Source organism: Vagococcus fluvialis (assembly GCF_003337315.1).
GTDB lineage: Bacteria > Bacillota > Bacilli > Lactobacillales > Vagococcaceae > Vagococcus > Vagococcus fluvialis.
Genome location: NZ_QPJV01000014.1, coordinates 1 through 21,184, shown reverse-complemented (window position 1 = coordinate 21,184; position 21,184 = coordinate 1). Strand labels below are relative to the sequence as shown.

21 protein-coding genes and 1 riboswitch are annotated in these 21,184 nt (G+C 33.5%); of the genes, 17 read left to right on the top strand and 4 right to left on the bottom strand.

Annotation, left to right across the window (positions count from 1 at the left end):
• Position 1: 1 nt before the first annotated feature.
• The 15 genes from menA to deoD all read left to right on the top strand — a co-directional run bounded on the left by menA (position 2) and on the right by deoD (position 15,252).
• Positions 2-943, top strand: a complete 942-nt coding sequence (gene menA / locus DFR54_RS11430; RefSeq protein WP_114290335.1) for a 1,4-dihydroxy-2-naphthoate polyprenyltransferase — start codon at positions 2-4, stop codon at positions 941-943.
• Positions 944-1,010: 67 nt separating this feature from the next.
• Positions 1,011-2,213 carry an S-methyl-5-thioribose kinase gene (mtnK, locus tag DFR54_RS11425; protein ID WP_114290334.1) on the top strand — a complete coding sequence of 401 codons (1,203 nt, stop codon included), beginning with the start codon at positions 1,011-1,013 and terminating at the stop codon, positions 2,211-2,213.
• Between the two features lie 12 nt (positions 2,214-2,225).
• Entirely contained in the window at positions 2,226-3,281 is a 1,056-nt protein-coding gene (locus DFR54_RS11420; RefSeq protein WP_114290333.1) for an S-methyl-5-thioribose-1-phosphate isomerase, read from the top strand.
• Between the two features lie 27 nt (positions 3,282-3,308).
• Positions 3,309-3,971 (top strand): L-fuculose-phosphate aldolase, encoded by a 663-nt coding sequence (locus DFR54_RS11415; protein WP_114290332.1) that lies wholly within the window; start codon positions 3,309-3,311, stop codon positions 3,969-3,971.
• Between the two features lie 80 nt (positions 3,972-4,051).
• Positions 4,052-4,264, top strand: a complete 213-nt coding sequence (locus tag DFR54_RS11410; protein WP_114290331.1) for a zinc ribbon domain-containing protein — start codon at positions 4,052-4,054, stop codon at positions 4,262-4,264.
• Positions 4,265-4,411: 147 nt separating this feature from the next.
• Positions 4,412-5,410, top strand: a complete 999-nt coding sequence (locus tag DFR54_RS11405) for a LacI family DNA-binding transcriptional regulator (protein ID WP_086340726.1) — start codon at positions 4,412-4,414, stop codon at positions 5,408-5,410.
• A gap of 121 nt (positions 5,411-5,531) precedes the next feature.
• Positions 5,532-6,833, top strand: a complete 1,302-nt coding sequence (locus tag DFR54_RS11400; protein WP_114290330.1) for a pyrimidine-nucleoside phosphorylase — start codon at positions 5,532-5,534, stop codon at positions 6,831-6,833.
• Positions 6,834-7,328: 495 nt separating this feature from the next.
• A complete protein-coding gene (locus DFR54_RS11395; protein ID WP_086340724.1) occupies positions 7,329-7,730 on the top strand; it encodes a cytidine deaminase in 402 nt (133 codons plus the stop codon).
• Positions 7,731-7,778: 48 nt separating this feature from the next.
• The gene (locus DFR54_RS11390) at positions 7,779-8,837 is read left to right on the top strand and encodes a BMP family lipoprotein (protein WP_086340723.1); all 1,059 of its coding nucleotides are present in this window, start codon (positions 7,779-7,781) and stop codon (positions 8,835-8,837) included.
• Positions 8,838-8,912: 75 nt separating this feature from the next.
• Positions 8,913-10,436 carry an ABC transporter ATP-binding protein gene (locus DFR54_RS11385; RefSeq protein ID WP_114290366.1) on the top strand — a complete coding sequence of 508 codons (1,524 nt, stop codon included), beginning with the start codon at positions 8,913-8,915 and terminating at the stop codon, positions 10,434-10,436.
• On the top strand, positions 10,429-11,505 hold the full coding sequence (locus DFR54_RS11380) for an ABC transporter permease (protein ID WP_282957111.1): 1,077 nt from the start codon (positions 10,429-10,431) through the stop codon (positions 11,503-11,505). Before DFR54_RS11385 ends, DFR54_RS11380 begins: the two co-directional genes overlap by 8 nt.
• The gene (locus DFR54_RS11375; RefSeq protein ID WP_086340722.1) at positions 11,502-12,461 is read left to right on the top strand and encodes an ABC transporter permease; all 960 of its coding nucleotides are present in this window, start codon (positions 11,502-11,504) and stop codon (positions 12,459-12,461) included. The genes DFR54_RS11380 and DFR54_RS11375 overlap by 4 nt, the downstream gene beginning before the upstream one ends.
• A gap of 73 nt (positions 12,462-12,534) precedes the next feature.
• Positions 12,535-13,707: a phosphopentomutase gene (deoB, locus tag DFR54_RS11370; protein WP_114290329.1), complete on the top strand. Its 1,173-nt coding sequence runs from the start codon at positions 12,535-12,537 to the stop codon at positions 13,705-13,707.
• Positions 13,708-13,720: 13 nt separating this feature from the next.
• Complete coding sequence (locus DFR54_RS11365) at positions 13,721-14,536, top strand: purine-nucleoside phosphorylase (RefSeq protein WP_114290328.1); 816 nt, start codon at positions 13,721-13,723, stop codon at positions 14,534-14,536.
• 11 nt (positions 14,537-14,547) lie between these two features.
• Positions 14,548-15,252 carry a purine-nucleoside phosphorylase gene (deoD, locus tag DFR54_RS11360; RefSeq protein WP_086340719.1) on the top strand — a complete coding sequence of 235 codons (705 nt, stop codon included), beginning with the start codon at positions 14,548-14,550 and terminating at the stop codon, positions 15,250-15,252.
• 28 nt (positions 15,253-15,280) lie between these two features.
• Here the strand turns inward: deoD and DFR54_RS11355 are convergent, their stop codons facing one another.
• The 3 genes from DFR54_RS11355 to DFR54_RS11345 form a co-directional block, all read right to left on the bottom strand.
• Positions 15,281-15,796, bottom strand: a complete 516-nt coding sequence (locus DFR54_RS11355; protein WP_114290327.1) for a ClbS/DfsB family four-helix bundle protein — start codon at positions 15,794-15,796, stop codon at positions 15,281-15,283.
• Positions 15,797-16,615 carry a MerR family transcriptional regulator gene (locus DFR54_RS11350; RefSeq protein ID WP_114290326.1) on the bottom strand — a complete coding sequence of 273 codons (819 nt, stop codon included), beginning with the start codon at positions 16,613-16,615 and terminating at the stop codon, positions 15,797-15,799.
• A gap of 199 nt (positions 16,616-16,814) precedes the next feature.
• Positions 16,815-17,573, bottom strand: a complete 759-nt coding sequence (locus DFR54_RS11345) for a hypothetical protein (RefSeq protein ID WP_114290325.1) — start codon at positions 17,571-17,573, stop codon at positions 16,815-16,817.
• A 102-nt stretch (positions 17,574-17,675) separates the two neighbouring features.
• Positions 17,676-17,759: riboswitch (SMK box riboswitch) on the top strand.
• On the opposite strand from DFR54_RS11345, the gene metK reads away from it, so the two are divergent.
• Entirely contained in the window at positions 17,757-18,944 is a 1,188-nt protein-coding gene (gene metK / locus DFR54_RS11340) for a methionine adenosyltransferase (protein ID WP_114290324.1), read from the top strand. Its footprint overlaps the riboswitch before it by 3 nt.
• 66 nt (positions 18,945-19,010) lie before the next feature.
• Entirely contained in the window at positions 19,011-20,480 is a 1,470-nt protein-coding gene (locus DFR54_RS11335; RefSeq protein WP_114290323.1) for an MDR family MFS transporter, read from the top strand.
• A 46-nt stretch (positions 20,481-20,526) separates the two neighbouring features.
• Here DFR54_RS11335 and DFR54_RS11330 read toward each other — a convergent pair whose 3' ends face one another.
• Positions 20,527-21,078, bottom strand: coding sequence for a GNAT family N-acetyltransferase (locus tag DFR54_RS11330; RefSeq protein WP_114290322.1), 552 nt, complete (start codon positions 21,076-21,078; stop codon positions 20,527-20,529).
• Positions 21,079-21,184 lie beyond the last annotated feature (106 nt).

Sequence of the window (21,184 nt, the reverse complement as noted above, 5' to 3'; positions counted from 1 at the left end):
AATGACAATGAAAGTTTTTTTTGAATTAGTTGAAATTCGAACAAAATTAGCTAGTCTGTTTCCGTTTTTAGTTGGTTTATTATTTTCTGCCTTTTTCTTTGGTCAAGTTAATGGAGAAAACATGATATTGTTCTTTTTAGCCATGCTTGTCTTTGATATGGCAACAACAGCAATTAATAATTTAATGGACTTTAAAAAAGCTAAAAATGATGATTATCAAGAAAATACAAATATTTTAGGTGTTGCTAAATTAAGTGAGAAAAAAGTATCCTACTTGATTTATTCAATGATTACTTTTTCTAGTTTAGTAGGTTTATATTTAACTTATAAAACAAGTTTATTATTACTAGCAATGGGTGGTCTATGTTTTTTAATTGGTATTTTTTATACCTTTGGACCAGTGCCATTGTCACGTATGCCACTTGGAGAAATTTTTAGTGGTGTTACAATGGGATTTGGAATATTCTTTATTACAATTTATCTAAATATCTTTGATTTAGGTATTTTAGATTTTATTATTAGAGATGGTCAAATATTATTACATATTCAAATCAAAGCATTAATCGCAATTATTTGGGCATCGGTACCCATGATTTTTACTATTGCTAATATTATGCTAGCAAATAATTTATGTGATTTAGAACAAGATATTAGTAATCATCGTTACACACTACCTTACTATATTGGCAGAGAAAATGGTGTTAAATTATTCCAATTATTAATGTATAGTTGCTATACATTTACTATAGGTGGTGTTATTTTAGGCTTTTATCATTGGGCAATGTTAGTAGTCTTACTGACTTTCCCTAAAATTAATCAAAATGTTAAAACCTTTAGTGGGAAACAAGAAAAAGCGACAACTTTTAGTATCTCAATTAAAAATTTAATTATGTTTAATGGAGCTCAAGTAATAGGTTTGTTAATTAGTTTATTACTAAAATAAATGACAAAATAATAGAAGCTAGCTGGACTTATTTTTCAGTTGAGCTTCTTTTTTTAGGGGAAAAGTAATGGGAAGATTTAGAACACATTTTTTAATGAATCATGAAGAAGTGAAGGAATATGTTTTAGAACAAGTAGATTTATTTGATGAAAAGGTAAACCTTTCAGTAACAGAAATTGGTGATGGTAACATTAACTATGTTTTTCTGGTTAAAGATTTAGAATCAGGAAAAAGCGTTGTACTTAAACAAGCCGATAAAGTACTACGCTCCTCTGGTCGAGCTCTTGATATTGAACGTAACAAAATAGAAGCAGAGGCTTTGATTCTCCAATACAGTCTAGTCCCAAAATATGTCCCTGAGATTTATGCCTATGATGAAATAATGGCAGTTCTGATCATGGAAGATATCTCAGCATTTAAAAATTTAAGATATGAGTTAGAAAATCAACTAATATTTCCAAAATTTGCTGATGATATCAGTACTTTTTTAGTACAGACACTACTTTCAACAACTGATTTGATTTTAAAACCACAAATTAAAAAGGAACGAGTGCAACAATTTATTAATAGTGATATGTGTGATATTAGTGAAGATTTAGTGTTCACAGAACCTTATAATGATTATAAAAACCGAAATATCATTTCAAAGGAAAATCAAAAATTTGTTGAGAAATATCTTTATCAAAATGAGGTTTTAATTGGGGAAGTTGGAAAACTTCGAAATAACTATATGAATAATGCTCAATCGTTACTTCACGGGGATTTACATTCAGGTTCTATTTTTATTAATCAAGAAGGCATGAAAGTAATCGATCCAGAGTTTGCTTTTTATGGACCTATGGGATATGACATCGGTAATGTTATTGGCAATTTATTTTTTCCTTTAATTAAAACAGAAATGTATGAAGGAAGTAGTCAATTTACACAGTGGTTAAGAGAAACTATTAGTCAGATAATCGATTTAGTCAAAGAAAAATTGATTAGAGAATTCAATAAACAAGTAACCTTGGATATTTATTTGAATTCATACTTTATTAAAAATTATATTAATGAAGTAATATCTGATACTTTAGGTTATGCTGGAACTGAAATTATCCGCCGTACAATTGGAGATGCACGGGTCAGAGAAGTGGCAACTGCCCCGGTAGGAGAGAAGCGTGTTCAAATGGAGAGAAATTTATTATTATTAGGTAGTGAATTAATTCTGAAACGTCACGAGATAAAAGCAGGTGCTGAACTACTTAATTTATACGACTTAATTAAAGAATAGGAGAAACTATCTATGGGACAAAGAGCAGATTATAATATGCCGTTTTTACTACAATATGAAAACGTGGCTTGGTATGAAGAAGGAAAAGTTAGAATTTTAGACCGTAGAATTTATCCTACAGAAATTAAATTTGTAGAATGTTCAACTCATGCTGAGGTAGCTCAGGCTATTACTGATATGGTAACCCAAAGTGCAGGACCTTATACAGCAGCAGGTATGGGTATGGCTCTAGCAGCGTATGAATCTAAAGAGTTACCAAAAGACAAACAAATTGAATTTTTAGAACAAGCAGCTAAGACAATTGGTTATGCTAGACCAACAACAGCTAACCGAATGACTCAGATTACAATGAACTGTTTAAATGTTGGAAAAACAGCAATTAATAGTGATGAATCACCTATTGAAGCTATTTTTCAAACAACTATTGATTCTTTGAATCGTCGTTATAGCATTATGGATGGTGTGGGACGAACTCTTTTGAAAAAAATACCGAAAAAAGCGAATATTCTAACTCAATGTTTTGGAGAAACAATTGTGGGAACGCTTCTTAGAGCAGCAAAAGAGGAAAATTATGACTTGCATGTTTACTGTGCTGAAACAAGACCGTATCTTCAAGGAGCTAGATTAACTTCAAGTTGTGCCGCAGACTTAGGCTTTCAAACAACAGTTATTACAGACAATATGGTGGCTTATGTAATGGAGAACAAGGGAATCGATGTGTTTACCTCTGCAGCAGACACAATTGCCAGAGATGGGCATATTGCTAACAAAATAGGCACAAATCAGATTGCTATCTTAGCTCAACATTATGGAGTTCCTTATTTTGTAACAGGAATTCCAGATAGTGATAAATTTTCAAGAAAAGATATTGTCATTGAAGAACGTGACCCTAAACAAGTTTTAGAATATCGAGGAATTCCAAATACTTTACCAAGTGTTCAAGGAATTTATCCTTCATTTGATATTACAGCACCATCTAGAATCAGTGGCATAGTGACTGATAAAGGCGTGTACTCTCCCTATGATTTAGACAGTTATTTTGAAACAGAACAAGAAAGATTTTATTAAAGTTCATCAGATTAAAGGAGAAAAGCCATGAGATATAAAAATGAGAGAAAAGAACTAGTAGCTTTTGGTAAACAATTATTAGTTGAAGGTTTAACAACTGATACTGGTGGTAACCTAAGTATTTTTATTAGAAAAGATAATGTGATGTTAATTACACCAAGTGGAATTCCTTATCATGAAACAACAGAAGAAGACATTGTTTTAATGACTTTAGAAGGGGACGTTTTAGAGGGAAATCGTAAACCATCAAGTGAATATGATATGCATCGTATTTTTTACGAAAGAACACCAACTATTAATTCTGTTGTTCATACACATTCAGACTATGCTACAGTTTTTGCTTGCTTACATGAAGATATATTGCCGCTTCACTATATTATTGGTTCAGTTGGAACAAGAATTAGATGTTGTCCGTATGAAACTTTCGGGACTAAAAAATTAGCAGAAGTGGCTTATGACGCAATGAAAAATGACAAAGGAATTTTATTAGGTAATCACGGTGTATTAACGGTAGGCGAAGATTTGGCCTCAGCATTTTCAGTAGCAAAAGATATTGAATTTATTGCAAAACTTTATTACAGAGCAAAATCAATTGGCACACCAGTCTTATTAGAAAATGAGCAATTAGAGGAAGTTATTGAAAAGTTTGGAACTTACGGACAAGATCGAATTAAGGGCCAAAAGTCATAATAAAGTTGAGTCTAGAGACGGATAGAGTTTTTTTATTTTGGATGATACACTCTTTTTATAAGAAATGAGGGAGATTTAAAATGGAAAAGAAACAGTTTAGTTGTGAAAAATGTGGACATAATCATTATGTATCAGATCAATTCCAAGCAACAGGTGGAAACTTTGCTAAAATTTTTGATGTCCAAAACAAAAAATTTATTACAGTAAGTTGTGCAAGATGTGGATTTACAGAATTGTACCGCGCTGAAACATCAGATGGTTGGAACGTATTAGACTTTTTAATTGGTGGCTAGAAGGAAGTTACAAAATTTATTTGAAATTAAGAAACGATGACATACAGGTTAAAACTTGTGTCTTCGTTTTTTTTATTCATAAAAACGCTACCTTTTTTTACAAATCTTTGATATGATGATTTTTGAAAACGAAGGAGGGCTAAACTAATGAAGCCGACCATTAAAGATATTGCCCAAATTTCGGGAGTATCCATTACAACAGTTTCCCAAATACTAAATAATAAAGGTCAAAGGTTTAGTGAAGAAACAAGACAACGAGTTTTGAAAGCGGTTAAAGACCATGATTACAATCCAGATTATTTTGCGCAAAACTTAATAAAAAGAGAATCAAAAACTATTGGGATGATTGTTCCAGATGTTACTGATTTATTTTTCTCTAAAGTCATTGAAGGTGTTGAAGCTTATTTAACCCAAAAAGATTACATGATTTTATTATGTAATTCGAATCACTCAAATGAAATGGAAAAAGATTATATTAAACAATTATTAAATCGTTCAGTGGCAGGTATTATTTTGGCAAGTCCCAACTCACTTGAACTTGAGACAAGTTTACAATCAAGTCCTTACCTTTTAATTGATAGAGGATTGAACACAAGGAATGAAGGTAACTTATTGGTGAAAGAATATGAGGGTGGCTATCAGTCAGTTCAATATTTAATTGATAGTGGTCACACGAAAATAGGGATGCTAACCAATGAATTAGGTTATTACGAAATGACAGATCGCTATGATGCTTACCGTCAGTGTTTGAAAGATAATCAAATTACTTATTGTCCAGAGTACATTGAAGATGGTCCAGTAACGATTGAAGGTGGCTATGAAGCTGCTAAACGTTTATTATCAAGAACAAATATTACGGCACTTTGTTGTGGAAATGACCAAATGGCAATTGGAACTTACAGAGCAGCCTATGAATTAGGTTTAAATATTCCCAATGATTTATCAGTTATTGGATTTGATGATTTAGAAATTTCATCTTATTTAAATCCACCACTAACAACAGTTGCCCAACCAGCTTTTGAAATTGGCTATACAGCAGCAACGTATTTGTTTCAATCAATTAAAAATCCAGGCATTAAAATACCTAATAAAACCTTCGAAACAGAATTTATTATTAGAGGTAGCACAAAGTCAGTTGACAGATAATTTAAAAGTGTGTTACAATTCTTTTTGAAAGCGCTATTAAACAAAAACAACTAAACGTAAAACGATTTACTAAAGATAGCTTGTAAAACGGTTTACTAAAAAAGAAGTGAGGTTTTTATTCATGAGAATGGTAGATTTGATTCAGAAAAAACGAGACGGTGGGGTTCTTTCCAAAGAAGAAATTAATTTCATCGTATCAGGTTATACTTCTGGAGATATTACTGATTATCAAATGAGTGCTCTTTTAATGTCTATTTATTTTGAGGATATGACAGATGAGGAAATTACTTGTTTAACTATGGCAATGAGTCATTCAGGAGATGTGATTGATTTATCTGAAATTGATGGCATTAAAGTAGATAAACATTCAACTGGTGGAGTAGGAGATACAACAACAATTGTATTAGCACCTTTAGTAGCATCAGTTGGTGCAGCAGTTGCTAAAATGAGTGGTCGTGGTTTAGGTCATACTGGTGGAACAATAGACAAATTAGAAGCAATTCCTGGATTTCAAGTTGAAATACCAAATGATGATTTCATACGTTTAGTTAATGAAAGTTTTGTAGCTGTAACAGGTCAGTCAGGAGATTTAGCTCCAGCAGATAAAAAAATATATGCTTTAAGAGATGTAACAGCAACTGTGGATTCGATTCCATTAATTTCAAGTTCGATTATGAGTAAAAAAATTGCTTCAGGAGCAGATGCCATTGTATTAGATGTAACAACTGGTGATGGAGCTTTCATGAAGAGTTTAGAAGATGCTGAACGCTTAGCACATACAATGGTTCGTATTGGTAAGTTAGCAAATCGTCAAACAATGGCAATTATTTCTGATATGTCTCAACCATTAGGAAATGCGATTGGAAATGCTAATGAAATAGTTGAAGCCATTGATGCTCTTAAAGGAGAAGGTCCAGAAGATTTAATGGAAATGGTTTATACACTAGGTAGCCAAATGGTTGTTTTAGCTAAAAAAGCTGAAACTTTAGAAGAAGCTCGTCAAATGCTTGAAGAAAATATAAAAAATGGTAAAGCGACAGAGAAATTCAAAGAAATGATTAGAAATCAAGGTGGAGATGACTCAATTGTAGACCATCCTGAAAAATTACCACAGGCTAAATATGTTTTTGAAGTACCAGCTAAAGAATCTGGTGTCGTTTCAAAAATGGTGGCAGATCAAATTGGTATTGCTGCAATGATGCTTGGAGCAGGTCGTAGAACTAAAGAAGAAACAATCGATTATGCTGTTGGTTTATACTTGAATAAAAAAGTGGGTGATATTGTTAAAGAAGGCGAATCATTAGTAACAATTTATGCTAACCGTGAAGATGTTGAAGATGTGAAGCAAGTTCTCTATGAAAACATTGAAATTGGCGAAAGTGGAAAAGAACCAACACTTATTCATAAGGTTATTACCGAATAATAGAATTGTTTTCCAATATAATGTTCACAATAATTGCTGAAACTATTGAAAAATGTTACTAAAAATAGTATCTTTATTTCTAGTGCTAAGGTTTTGTTTAAAAGTCTTTTTTACCTAATTGAAGTTAGGTTAGTCGATAATTTATTTAATAAAGTAAGTTTTTTAATGTTAATAATTAGAGCTTTATTATAAATAAAGAGTCATAACGTTTTTGTCTTGAATTTTACTGTATCTTGCAGAAAAAAATGGTAAAATTGAGAGGGCTTTAAAAAACGAAAGGAGGCTAAACATTCGTTAGTATTTGAGTTTCAAATCATTCTGAATAAATGAAAGCCAGACAGAGATGTTTGTTACTTTATCATCTATTATCTAGGAATGTTTTGTGAACAAGATTTCCTAATTACGTAAAACAGGTATAGTTAACTGTTTTACTAAACACAAAAATTAACTATAGCGCTGAAAAAAGTCTTTTATTTAAGAAAGGAATCTCTGATTATGTTAGCAAAACAAGAATGGATGGATACAGCAATTGAAGCAATGGATAAGGCTTATGTCCCGTATTCAAAATTCCCAGTAGGGGCAGCTTTAATTACTGAATCAGGTGAAGTTTATCAAGGATGTAACATTGAAAATGCGTCATTTGGTTTAACCAACTGCGCAGAAAGAACTGCCTTTTTTAAAGCAGTTTCTGAAGGTAACGTTTCATTTAGTCATTTAGTAGTTGCAGGAGAAACCGAAGAGCCAATTTCTCCATGTGGAGCGTGTCGTCAGGTCATGGTTGAATTTTGTAAGCCAGATATGCCTGTGACACTGATTAACAAAAAAGGAGACGTGAAGGAAACAACTGTTTCTGGTCTTCTACCTTATTCATTTGAAAGTGATCAAATGGATAATTAATTACGGTGTTAAAAATTTACATAAAAAAATTCTGGAGGGAATAACACAATGAAGAAAAGTACTTTATTAAAAGCAGGTTTAGCTGTAGCTTTAACGCTTACTCTAACTGCATGTGGTGGTAGCAAAGATAAAGGCGGAGCTGCTAAGGATGAAACTAAAAAAGAAGGCGGAGACTACTCTGCTGCTTTAGTAACTGACTTAGGTGGTATTGATGATAAATCATTTAACCAATCAGCTTGGGAAGGTTTACAAGAATGGGGTAAAGATAACGGAAAAGAAAAAGGAACTGGTGGATTTAACTATTACCAATCTAACTCAGACTCAGATTTTTCTCCTAACTTAAACACAGCTATCAATGATGGTTTCAGTACTATTTTTGGTATTGGATTTAAATTACAACCAGCTGTAGAAGAAATTGCTCCAGCTAATAAAGATACAGAATTTGTTATTATTGACTCAGTTATTGAAGGACAAGACAATGTTGCTTCAGTAATCTTTAAAGATAACGAAGCTGCTTACTTAGCAGGTATTGCTGCTGCAAAAACAACTAAAACAAATAAAGTTGGATTTGTTGGTGGACAAGAGGGTGAAGTTATCGGACGTTTCGAAGCTGGATTTAAAGCTGGTGTTGAATCAGTAAACAAAGATATTAAAATTGATAGCCAATACGCTGGATCATTTGGTGATGCTGCTAAAGGTAAATCAATCGCTGCTGCAATGTACAAGAGTGGTGTAGACGTAATCTTCCATGCATCAGGTGATACTGGTAATGGTGTGTTTGCTGAAGCTAAAGACATTATGAAAACTAAACCTGAAGAAAAAGTTTGGGTTATCGGAGTTGACCGTGATCAAGAAGCTGAAGGTGAATATGATGGCGGAAACGTAACATTAACTTCAACACTTAAAGGTGTAGGAACAGCTGTTAACGACTTAGCAACTAAAGCTCAAAAAGGCGAATTCCCTGGTGGAGAAACAATCATTTTTGGTCTTAAAGATGGTGGTGTTGACTTAACTAAAGGTCAATTAGACGATGAAGTACAAAAATCTGTTGACGAAGCTAAAGAAAAAGTTATTTCTGGTGACGTTGAAGTTCCAGAAAAACCTTAATTAAAAATTTGAAATAAATTTATCCGAAATAGTTAGGAAGTGAAGAAAGTGGATCAGTCACAATATGTGATCGAAATGGAGAACATAACGAAAGCTTTTGGAACATTTAAAGCCAACGACAATATTAACTTAAAAGTTAAAAAAGGTGAAATTCACGCTTTGTTGGGGGAAAATGGTGCCGGCAAATCAACGTTAATGAATATTTTATCAGGTCTTTTAGAACCTACTTCAGGAGCTATTAAGATTAATGGAAAAGAAGAAAAAATTTCTAATCCAACAGTTGCCAATAAACTAGGAATCGGTATGGTGCATCAGCATTTTATGTTGATTGATAATTTTACTGTAGAAGAAAATATCGTTCTTGGGAGTGAGCCGACAAAAGCAGGAGTTCTCGATAAAAAGAAAGCTTTTGACGACATCATGGCTGTTTCGGATAGATATGGATTTAAAGTAGATCCTAAGGCCCTTGTAGGTGATGTGTCTGTTGGGATGCAACAACGTGTAGAGATTTTAAAAACTCTTTACCGTGGAGCAGAAATTTTAATCTTTGATGAGCCGACTGCGGTATTAACACCTCAAGAAATTGATGAGTTAATTGAAATTATGCATGGTTTAGTTAAAGAAGGTAAATCAATTGTTTTGATTACCCATAAATTAGATGAAATTAAAGCTGTTGCAGATCGTTGTACTGTTATCCGTCGCGGTAAGAGTATTGACACAGTAAATGTGGCAGATGTAACTCAACAAGAGCTAGCAGATTTAATGGTGGGTCGTTCGGTGTCATTTAAGACACCGAAAGGACCATCAAATCCAACAACGCCAGTACTTAAAATTACTGATTTAGTCGTTAAAGAAAATCGTGGTTTAGATGCTGTTAAAGGCCTAAACTTAGAATTACGTGCAGGAGAAGTATTGGGAATCGCTGGAATCGATGGAAATGGTCAAAGTGAGTTATTACAAGCTATTGCTGGAATGCGTAAGGTAGAACAAGGAACAATTGAGATCAATGGTAAAGACATGACTAATAAATCTCCAAGAGAAAATACTGAAAACAGTATGGGTCATGTGCCAGAAGATAGACATCGTTTTGGTTTAGTTTTACCAATGACAGTAGCAGAGAATATTGCACTTCAAACATATTACAAAGAACCATTGAGTAAAAACGGTTTACTAAACTACTCTGAGATTAATGCACATGCAAGAAAATTGATCAAAGAATTTGATGTTCGTACCACAGATGAGTTAGTACCAGTTAGAGCATTATCAGGAGGAAATCAGCAAAAAGCAATTATTGCTCGTGAAATTGATCGTAACCCTGATATGTTAATGGTAGCTCAACCAACTCGTGGTTTAGACGTAGGTGCAATCGAGTACATCCATAAGCGTTTGATTGAACAAAGAGATAACGGTAAAGGTGTATTAGTTGTTAGTTTTGAATTAGATGAAATTTTAAATGTATCAGATAGAATTGCCGTAATGTTTGATGGTAATATTACAGGGATTGTTGATGCAAAAGAAACAAATGAACAAGAACTTGGCTTATTAATGGCTGGTGTGCCATTAGAAGAAGTAAGGAAAGGGGCTGGACTTGGTGAATAAGAGTCAATCATTATTGAAAAGTATTGCCGTACCAGTACTTTCTGTATTCTTTGGTTTGGTATTAGGAGCTATTATTATGATCGCATTTGGGTATAATCCAATTGCAGGTTACAGTGCTATGTTAAACGGAGCATTTGGTAGGCCATATAATATTGGTGAGGTTATTCGTTTAGCAACACCACTTATTTTAACTGGTTTAGGATTTTCTGTAGCCTATGCTGCTGGATTCTTTAACATTGGTTTATCGGGTCAAGCTTTATCAGGTTGGATTGTTTCTATTTGGTTAGCTATGTTATTCCCAGATTTACCCAAAATGGTTCTTTTACCATTATGTATTATTGCAGGAACAATAGCAGGTGCTATTTGGGCCGGAATTGCTGGTTACTTAAAAGCGCAATTTGGAACAAGTGAAGTTATTGTAACAATTATGTTGAACTACACAATTTTACATATTAGTAATCACTTGGTTCGTTATGTCTTAACAAATGATGCAGATGCAACACCAAAAATTTCAGCCAATGCAAGCTTACGTGCTGACTTTTTAACACAAATGACAGGCGGTTCTCGTCTGAATCTAGGAATATTCCTAGCAATTTTGATGATTTTTGTTGTATGGGTATTAATGAATCGTACGACTGTAGGTTTTGAATTACGTTCAGTAGGTTTAAATCCAGATGCTTCTGAATATGCTGGTATGAATGCTAAGAAAAATATTGTATTAGCGATGTTAATCTCTGGTGGTTTAGCTGGTATGGGTGGCGTTATTGAAGGATTAGGAACATTTGAAAACCTTTATGTATTAGGTGGAGTACCAACTATCGGATTTGACGGTATGGCGGTATCCTTACTTGGTGGCGGTAATCCAATTGGTATTTTAGTTTCAGCTCTATTATTTGGAGTTCTAAAAATTGGTGGATTAAGTATGCCTGGTGGAGCTGGAGTTCCAAATGAAATTGTAGAAATTGTAATTGCGTCAATTATCTTCTTTATTGGTATCAGTTACGCGATTAAATATTTACTTGATAAAATGCCTAGTAAAAATGATGCTGCTAAGAAAGGAGATGCATAAATATGATTTCGATGATTGCTATTATTGTTTCATCCTCACTTGTGTACTCAGCTCCTTTAATTTTTACAGCTTTAGGTGGAACATTTTCAGAAAGAAGTGGTGTAGTAAACGTTGGGTTAGAAGGTATTATGACTGTAGGAGCTTTCAGTGCTGCAGTGTTTAACCTTTCTATGGCATCAACATTTGGACATATGACACCATGGATTTCTATGATATTTGGTGGTTTTATTGGATTACTATTTTCTTTAATCCATGCTGTAGCAACAATTAATTTAAGAGCAGATCATATTGTTTCTGGTACAGTTATTAACTTAATGGCACCAGGTTTAACAGTATTCTTAACAAAAATGATGTTTGATGGTCATGGACAAACTGACTTACTAAGACAAACATTTGGTAAATTTAGTTTTCCAATTTTAAAAGATATTCCATTACTTGGACCAATCTTTTTCAAAGATACATCAGCACCAGCTTATGTAGCTATTTTAGTAGCATTCCTTTCATATTTTATTATCTTTAAAACAAAATTTGGTTTAAGATTACGTTCTGTTGGTGAAAACCCACAAGCGGCAGATACATTAGGTATTAATGTTTATGCAATGAAATATGCAGGTGTTTTAATTTCAGGTTTCCTAGGTGGTATGGGCGGAGCTGTAGCTGTTCAATCAATTTCTGGTCAGTTTTCAGTTTCAACAATTGCAGGGCAAGGTTTCATCGCCATGGCCGCAATGATTTTTGGTAAATGGAATCCAATTAGTGTTATGTTTGCAGCGATTTTCTTTGGATTATCTCAAAGTTTAGCAGTAATCGGAAACTTAATTCCAGGTATTAGAGAATTACCATCAGTTTATTTACAAGCAGCACCATATGTATTAACAGTACTTGTACTAGTAATATTTATTGGTAAATCACAAGGACCAAAAGCAATTGGTAAAACTTATGTGAAATCAAAATAATTATGAACGTGCCAAGGAAACATCTTTGGCACGTTTGTTATAAACAAAATTTTTTGGAAGAAGGCGGACCTTTATGTTTAAAAGAGTTCATTTAGTAGTATTAGATTCAGTAGGAATCGGAGAAGCACCAGATGCAGAGAAATTTGGAGATGTAGGTAGTCATACTCTAGGCCATATCGCAGAAGTTGCCGGATTAAATGTGCCTCATATGGAACAATTAGGACTTGGAACAATCGAACCTTTAAAAGGAGTTAAAGCAGTTGAAACTCATCAAGGCTATGCAACAAAGCTTGAAGAAATTTCAGTTGGTAAAGACACAATGACAGGTCATTGGGAAATTATGGGCTTAAATATTCAAACACCTTTTAGAGTGTTTCCAGAAGGTTTTCCAAAAGAGTTATTAGATAAAATTACTGAATTCTCAGGTCGCGAAATTATTATGGGAGCTAACAAACCTTATAGTGGAACAGCGGTTATTGATGATTTTGGTGAAGAACAAATGAAAACTGGTGCCTTGATTATTTACACATCAGCTGACCCAGTGTTACAAATCGCAGCTCACGAGGATATTATTCCTTTAGAAGAATTATATAAAATCTGTGAATACACACGTGAAATCACAAAAGATGATCCTTATATGATTGGTCGTATTATTGCTCGTCCGTACGTTGGTGAACCTGGTAACTTCACTCGTACACCAAATCGTCATGATTATGCCCTAGATCCATTTGGAAAAACAGTTTTAGATTCATTAAAAGAAGCTGGAAAAGATGTCATTGCTGTAGGTAAAATCAATGATATCTTTAATGGTCAAGGAATGACTGAAGCTGTTCGTACCAAGTCAAATATGGACGGTGTGGATCAATTATTAAACGTCATGAAAAAAGAGTTTACTGGATTAAGTTTCACGAATTTAGTAGACTTCGATGCGTTGTTTGGTCATCGTCGTGATGTTGAAGGTTATGGAAATGCGTTAGAAGAGTTTGATGCACGCTTACCAGAGATTTATGAAGCTATGGGTGAAGATGATTTATTATTAATCACAGCAGATCATGGTAATGATCCAACCTTCCCAGGAACAGACCATACGAGAGAGTACGTGCCATTGTTAGCTTATAGCAAACAAATGACAGGTCAAGGAAAAATCAAACAAGGTCACTTTTCAGATATTTCAGCAACTATTGCTGAAAACTTTGGAGTACCTGCAACAGAAAACGGAATTAGTTTTTTAAATCAATTAAAATAAGGAGTTTTGACAAATGACATTAAGTTTAAAATTAAAAGAAACAGCAGAATATATCCAAAGTAAAGGGGTAAAATCAATTGATTTTGGTTTAATTTTAGGATCAGGATTAGGTGAATTAGCCGATGAAATTACTGATAAAATTGTCATTCCTTATGAAGAAATCCCAAACTTCCCAGTATCGACTGTCGTAGGACATGCTGGTCAATTAGTATATGGTCAATTATCAGGAAAAACAGTTTTAGCTATGCAAGGACGTTTCCACTTCTATGAAGGACATTCTATGCAAACAGTTACTTTCCCAGTGCGTGTAATGAAAGCTTTAGGAGCTGATTCTTTAATCGTAACTAACGCTGCTGGTGGAGTGAATACATCATTCTCACCTGGTGATTTAATGTTAATCACAGATCAAATTAACTATACTGGAGATAATCCATTAATTGGTTTAAATGAAGATGAATTAGGACCACGTTTCCCTGATATGTCTGAAGCATATGATAAAGCATATGGTGAAGTAGCTAAAAAAGTAGCAGCAGAACTTAAAATTACTTTACAAAAAGGTGTTTACATGGGATATTCTGGACCAACTTATGAAACACCAGCTGAAATTAGAATGTCACGTGTTTTAGGAGCTGATGCTGTAGGTATGTCTACTGTTCCTGAGGTTATTGTTGCTAAACATATGTCAATGCGTGTTTTAGGAATTACTTGTGTTACAAACCTTGCAGCAGGTATGCAAGCTAACTTAAATCATGAAGAAGTTGTTGAAACAACTGAACGTGTTAAGGCAGAATTTAAAGAGTTAGTTAAAATCACTTTAGAAAGAATTTAAGGAGAGTTTAAATGAGCGTACATATTGGAGCCAAAAAAGGCGAGATTGCAGATAAAATTTTATTACCTGGAGATCCTTTAAGAGCAAAATATATTGCTGAAAAATTCTTAGACAATCCAGTTTGTTATAATGAAGTTCGTGGAATGTTAGGCTATACAGGAACTTACAAAGGAGTTAAAGTATCAGTTCAAGGAACTGGTATGGGAATTCCATCAGCATCTATTTATGTGAATGAATTAATTCGTGAATATGATGTGAAAAAATTAATGCGTGTTGGAACATGTGGTGCTCTTAAAAAGGATGTTCATGTTCGTGATTTAGTTTTAGCTCAAGGAGCAGTAACAAATTCTAACTTTATGAAAGCTGATTTCCCAAATCATACATTTGCACCAATTGCTGATTATGAATTATTATCAACAGCTTATGGTATTGCTAAAGAGCATGGCTTTAATATTCATGTTGGAAATGTATTATCTGATGATAGTTTCTATAAAGATGATTTATCAGACACATTTAAATTAGGTGAACACGGAGTACTTGGTGTTGAGATGGAAGCTGCAGTAATGTACTATCTAGCTTCTAAATATGGTGTTCAAGCATTAGCTTTAATGACTGTAAGTGACCATATGATTACTGGTGAGGAAACAACATCAGAAGAGCGTCAATCAACATTTGATGAGATGATGATTGTAGGTCTTGAAACACTAATTAAATAGTAAACTAAAAAACGGTTAGGATTATCCCCTAATCGTTTTTTGGTAGACTTCTTTTATATTTATGAATGGTTTTAAGTGCCCAATCGTAGTGAGAGGAAGTTGCAGAAACACCGTAGCTACCTAAACTTGTTGTACCAGTCCAGTTAAAGTATTTCTTAGTAAATAGTTCTTCATTAGTATATTCTTTGATAATCTTTAAACAGGCTAAATGACTTTCAGCAAGTTGTTCCTTCGCTGTTTCTAAAGAAGTATCTTGATGTTTCTCCCAAAATTTTTGGTTCATTTCAGGATAATTTTTCCAATTATACGGTGCTGGTAGGAAAGGAGTCAGTTCTCCTTGTTGATTTTTCTCAACCCATACTATAAAGAGTTGGTGCCATTCGTAGAGATGAGCTAAACAGTCCCTTATTTGACGGTCACGTCCTTCAAAAGGAAACTCACTAAGTTGTTCTTCTGGTGAAAGTGAATTGGTTAAATTGATTAATTTGTCGTAATTTGTTTGTGCTTGTTCTAGTAAATCATCTTTGGTTTGTGGTCTAGCCATTTAATTCAGCTCCTTTTCTTTAATAACAACGCAAGCCTCTGTAATCCAATTGTCAGGATTTGGGTCAACTGCTGCAGTAACATGGAAAATATTAATCATAGGTCCAGCAATTTCTAATTTGTTAGCCTCAAGCCAAAAACCGATTGCCTCCATAACAAGTGGCATTTGAGAAAAATCACCTTGAAATGTTGTGGTAGCAACTGTCATTTTAGGAACAGTTTTAAAAATAACTTCATCGGTATCCTGGTAATAGCCTATAATACTACTTTGAATTTCAATATCAATATCTTGTTCTTCGTAGCTATCATTGTGGTATAAACTAATACCTAGTGGAGGATTAGCAAAAATAACTTCTTGACGGACAAATTCTTGGTACAATTTTTGCCAAAGAGTTTGTTCTTCTTCATAAGTTGAAACAACTTCTCTTAAACTCATGACTTGTCTTTCAGGAATTTCTTTTAAACTCACATAATAGTCTAGATGTTTAGTATTGTCAGCTAATGTACTTGCGATAGAATCCAGTAAACTTTGCTGAGATTGAACTTTCTCTAAGGCAGTTTGTAACTCATTTTTTTGCTTTTCAAAGTAAATAGACATTTCTTCAGATGTTTCGGCATTTAAAATTTCTTTAATGGCTGCTAGTGAAAAACCTAAAGCCTGTAGGAACTTAATGTTAGCCACTCTTTTTAATTCTTCTGGGGCATAGTCACGGTAATTATTAGTATTTGTTCGTTCGACATTTAATAAACCCATTTTTTCATAGTGACGTAACATGCGTGTGCTTGTATTTGAGAGCTTTGAAAAATCACTTATTTTCATTTGTTATTCCCTCCATTAATATATATTATAAAGGATAACACTGTGTTAAGGTCAATAAAAAAAGAAAATCCCATCCGGAATTTTCTTTTTCAGTTAAAAATATTTTAAAATTAGTAAGGCAATAATAATTCCAATGGTTAGAGAAACCACACGGATAATTATTTCTTTTTTCTTATCCATTTATTAGTACTCCTTTAAATTAGAAATAGTAAATAAACAAGCTTGCAAGTGCAAATAAGTTAAGAACGACTTCCTTTTTCTGACTATCTTTTGATTTAATGAAGAAATAAATCGCACTGACATTGCATAGAATAAAAATAATGATTTTCCAAAGAGCTGTTTCATGAGCTGCATATTGGGTAAAGAGTAGATAGTAAAGTAAGATCAAACATAGTGCAGCTAGGAGTAAAAACCAGCCATGTCTTTTTAAGAATGAATACATCCCTTGAGTTAAAATGGTAATAAACAAAATTAAAACAAAGGAAAAAATAAATGGTTTAACTAAATCAAACTTGTAATCAAAAGGATAATTAATTGTTAATAGTTGATTAAACACAATTCCTTTGAAAAAAGCATTTAGTAAGGAATAAAGAATTGAGTCAATATAGAAAAATTGTTTTGAAAAAATAAGTAACTGGAAAGCCTCATAGGCAATTAAAATCACAGCAAATTGATAGGCAGTTTGTTTGGCGATTAGAAAAATCAGTATTGTGGCAATAATCAGCTTAACTCCATAAACCGGAAGTGAAATGAAAGAGCCTTTTTTGTAGGAGGATTTCCCAATTAAATGGAAAAAATCACTTATTAATAAGTAAATCACCATATAAGTTAAAATCGATGGACCTCGGCTACTATCTCTTAAAAAAAGAATTCCTGGTAAGAGGGAGATAAGAGTTTGTGTCAACATAGTTATGATTAAAAACGGCAAAGTGAATAGATTTTTTTTAGTCTTGTTCAATGTACTAACCTCTTTTTTAGTCTTATGACTTTACTTTATTGTAAGAAGAAAGAAAGGTCAATATATTTAGGTAGGTAAAAAGATTTTTATCTGTTATACTGTCAATGTTGCAAGATTCCCGATAGGATTTACTATACGCGTAAAGATTCCTTGTAACCGACTAATACTTTAGGGGGAATAGAAATGTTAGAAAGAAAATTATTTACATCAGAATCAGTATCAGAAGGACATCCAGATAAGGTTGCTGACCAAATCAGTGATGCGATTTTAGATGCGATTCTAGCAAAAGATCCAGAGGCAAGAGTGGCTTGTGAGACTTCTGTTACAACAGGTTTAGTTCTTGTATTTGGAGAAATTACGACAACTGCTTATGTGGATATTCAAAAAGTTGTTCGTGAAACGATTAAAGGAATTGGCTACACACGAGCGAAATATGGCTTTGATGGCGATACTTGTGCTGTTATGGTAGCAATTGATGAGCAGTCACCAGATATTGCTCAAGGTGTGGATGCTTCTTTTGAAAAAAGAGAAACAAAAGCTGAGCAAGAAGATTTAGGTGCAGGAGATCAAGGGTTGATGTTTGGGTTTGCAATTAATGAAACACCAGAATTAATGCCTTTACCAATTGCCTTAAGTCACAGAATTACTGAAAAGTTAGCAGAACTTAGAAAAAATGAGACGCTAGAGTATTTACGTCCAGATGCTAAATCTCAAGTAACAGTTGAGTATGATGAAGCAGGAAAACCTGTTAGAGTTGATACGATTGTGGTTAGTACACAACATGATGAGCACGTTACTTTAGAAAAGATTATTAATGATGTGAAAACATTAGTCATCAATGAAGTCATTCCAAGTGAATTACTTGATGAAAATACTAAATATTTTATTAATCCAACAGGCCGTTTTGTAATTGGTGGACCTCAAGGAGATTCAGGTTTAACAGGCCGTAAGATTATCGTTGATACTTACGGTGGTTACGCAAGACATGGTGGTGGAGCTTTCTCAGGAAAAGATGCTACTAAAGTTGACCGTTCAGCAAGTTATGCTGCAAGATACATTGCTAAAAACATTGTAGCAGCAGGATTAGCAGATAAATGTGAAGTTCAATTAGCTTATGCGATTGGTGTTGCACAACCTGTTTCTATTTCAGTTGAAACTTTTGGGACTGGTAAAGTATCTGAGGCTGATTTAATTAAAGCTATTAGAGAAAACTTTAACCTGTCACCAGTCGGAATTATTGAAATGCTAGATTTAAAACGTCCAATTTATCAAAAGACAGCTGCTTATGGTCATTTTGGTCGTGAAGATGCTGACTTTACATGGGAAAAATTAGATAAAGTAGCAGATTTAAAAACGAGTTTAGGTAAGTAGAAAGCGCTCTTTGTTAGAGATATTTCTCTAGCAAGGAGTTTTTTTATAAGTTTTGGGAGGTAAATGATGATAAAACAAAGAGAAACAAGCATTAAAATTATTACAGCCTGTGTGTTTATAGCTACATTTATGACGGCTGTCGAAGGAACAATCGTATCAACAGCGATGCCAACTATTGTCGGTTCTTTAGAAGGTATTTCTATTATGAACTGGGTATTTTCAATTTATTTATTAACAAATGCTATGATGACACCTATTTACGGGAAGTTAGCAGATAAGATTGGTCGTAAGCCAATTTTCTTAATCGGAATTATTATTTTTATTATCGGTTCGGCACTTTCTGGTATCAGTCAAAACATGATTCAGTTAATTATTTTTAGGGCTATTCAAGGAATTGGGGCTGGTTCAATTGTACCAGTGTCCTTAATTATTATTGCTGACATGTATCCCGTTGAAAAACGAGCAAGTATTTTAGGATTGAATAGTGCAGCCTGGGGAATTGCGAGTATAGTAGGACCTCTTGCTGGTGGATTTATTGTAGATGCTCTTAGCTGGCACTGGATTTTCTTAATCAATGTGCCAATTGGTTTAGTGTTAATGTTACTTGTTTGGATGTATCTAAACGAAGAGAAAAAAGAAGTTGAAAAAGCATCAATTGATTATTTAGGAAGTATTTGTTTAGTCTTTATGTTGTTAGCTTTACTTTATGGTTTCCAAACAGTAAGTGAAGGATTCAGCTTTGTAACGATTGTGTCATTTATTATTTTTATTAGTGGTTTTATCTTGTTTGTTCAAGTGGAAAAGCGAGCAGTAGATCCAATTATTACACTAGAATTATTTAAAAATAGAACGTATGTCATTGTAAACTTAATTGCAGCTCTAATTAGTGGTTTCTTAATGGGAGTAGAAGTTTACATTCCAATGTGGATGCAAGGAATTTTAGGGAAACCTGCAGCTTTAGGTGGTATTGTGTTAGCACCAATGTCTGTTATTTGGATGGTTGGTTCTTTCACTGGTGGAAAAGCAATGCAAAAATGGTCAGCTAAAAAGGCAATTTTTATTAGTATGTTACCAGTTTTAGTGGGGGCGATTTGTTTAGCTTTTTCTAAAATTGATACACCTTATGGCATGTTTTTTGCCTACTCAGCTGTTTTAGGAATTGGTTTTGGAATGACAATGACGATTTTAACTGTGTTAGCTCAAACGTCAGTTGATAATGAACATATTGGTGTTGCTACATCATTCTTCACACTATCTCGTACGATTGGTCAGACCATTATGATTTCGATCTTTGGCTTAGTTTTAAATGCTTCAATGAACAAAGGTTTAGAAGCTAAAAGTGATTTAGGCGTGACAAAAGACATGATGAATAAATTGATTAATCCGCAAACTGTTAAGTCACTACCAAGTAATTTAGTAGGCGATTTAAGAGAGATTTTATTTAATAACTTACATCAAGTTTACCTAGTAGGTATTACTTTAGTAGCTATTTCATTTATTTTAAACTATTTCCAAAGAGAAGAAACATTATCATAAAAAAAGGTTGTAGCAGAAGTGTTCAGCTTTTGTCACACCCTTTTTATTATTTTTCAAAATCTCTTTTTAATAAAGCATATCGATTAATATCTCTAAACTCACCATATAAAAATTGCTCTTCTTTTAAAGTTGCTATAAATTCAAAGCCGCTTTTTTGAGCTACTTTGTTACTGGCAATATTTTCTACAATAGCGATAATTGCTACTTTGTTTAAGCCTAAATCATCGAAGGCAATTTCAGTAATTTTACGAACTGCTTTGGTCATAATCCCTTTACCAGCAAAAGAAGAATGGATCATGTAACCAATTTCAGCACGCTTATTTTTTGAGTCAATCATATGTAAGTCAATAGTTCCTGCTAATTGGTCTTTATAATAAATTAAAAAGAAACGATCAGTTCCTAATCCCTCGCCAGTGATTTTCATTTTTAGAAAATCAGCTTCATCTTCTACAGATTTTGTTAATTCGACAAAATCTAAAAATTTCCCTAAATGCTTTCTATCACTATCTACTAAATTAAAAAGCTCCTCAGCCATTTGAATCGTTGGTTGAACAAAGAAAATATTCTCTGCTACAGGTAATGTTAAACGGTGTTTCATAAGAACGACCTCCTCGTATAGTATTATTAGAATCATTTTTTGATTCTATGTATATTCAAATCACTTTGTGTTTTAGAATTGTATTAAGCAGATAGAGGTCATCCGT

Excerpts from the sequence above, each read along its gene's own strand:
- deoD (WP_086340719.1), top strand. The coding sequence starts at position 14,548 with ATGAGCGTACATATTGGAGCCAAAAAAGGCGAGATTGCAGATAAAATT.
- DFR54_RS11335 (WP_114290323.1), top strand. The coding sequence starts at position 19,011 with ATGATAAAACAAAGAGAAACAAGCATTAAAATTATTACAGCCTGTGTG.
- deoB (WP_114290329.1), top strand. The coding sequence starts at position 12,535 with ATGTTTAAAAGAGTTCATTTAGTAGTATTAGATTCAGTAGGAATCGGA.
- DFR54_RS11400 (WP_114290330.1), top strand. The coding sequence starts at position 5,532 with ATGAGAATGGTAGATTTGATTCAGAAAAAACGAGACGGTGGGGTTCTT.
- metK (WP_114290324.1), top strand. The coding sequence starts at position 17,757 with ATGTTAGAAAGAAAATTATTTACATCAGAATCAGTATCAGAAGGACAT.
- DFR54_RS11385 (WP_114290366.1), top strand. The coding sequence starts at position 8,913 with ATGGAGAACATAACGAAAGCTTTTGGAACATTTAAAGCCAACGACAAT.
- DFR54_RS11415 (WP_114290332.1), top strand. The coding sequence starts at position 3,309 with ATGAGATATAAAAATGAGAGAAAAGAACTAGTAGCTTTTGGTAAACAA.
- mtnK (WP_114290334.1), top strand. The coding sequence starts at position 1,011 with ATGGGAAGATTTAGAACACATTTTTTAATGAATCATGAAGAAGTGAAG.
- DFR54_RS11405 (WP_086340726.1), top strand. The coding sequence starts at position 4,412 with ATGAAGCCGACCATTAAAGATATTGCCCAAATTTCGGGAGTATCCATT.
- DFR54_RS11355 (WP_114290327.1), bottom strand. The coding sequence starts at position 15,796 with ATGGCTAGACCACAAACCAAAGATGATTTACTAGAACAAGCACAAACA.
- DFR54_RS11350 (WP_114290326.1), bottom strand. The coding sequence starts at position 16,615 with ATGAAAATAAGTGATTTTTCAAAGCTCTCAAATACAAGCACACGCATG.
- DFR54_RS11420 (WP_114290333.1), top strand. The coding sequence starts at position 2,226 with ATGGGACAAAGAGCAGATTATAATATGCCGTTTTTACTACAATATGAA.
- DFR54_RS11330 (WP_114290322.1), bottom strand. The coding sequence starts at position 21,078 with ATGAAACACCGTTTAACATTACCTGTAGCAGAGAATATTTTCTTTGTT.
- DFR54_RS11365 (WP_114290328.1), top strand. The coding sequence starts at position 13,721 with ATGACATTAAGTTTAAAATTAAAAGAAACAGCAGAATATATCCAAAGT.
- DFR54_RS11390 (WP_086340723.1), top strand. The coding sequence starts at position 7,779 with ATGAAGAAAAGTACTTTATTAAAAGCAGGTTTAGCTGTAGCTTTAACG.
- menA (WP_114290335.1), top strand. The coding sequence starts at position 2 with ATGACAATGAAAGTTTTTTTTGAATTAGTTGAAATTCGAACAAAATTA.
- DFR54_RS11410 (WP_114290331.1), top strand. The coding sequence starts at position 4,052 with ATGGAAAAGAAACAGTTTAGTTGTGAAAAATGTGGACATAATCATTAT.
- DFR54_RS11395 (WP_086340724.1), top strand. The coding sequence starts at position 7,329 with ATGTTAGCAAAACAAGAATGGATGGATACAGCAATTGAAGCAATGGAT.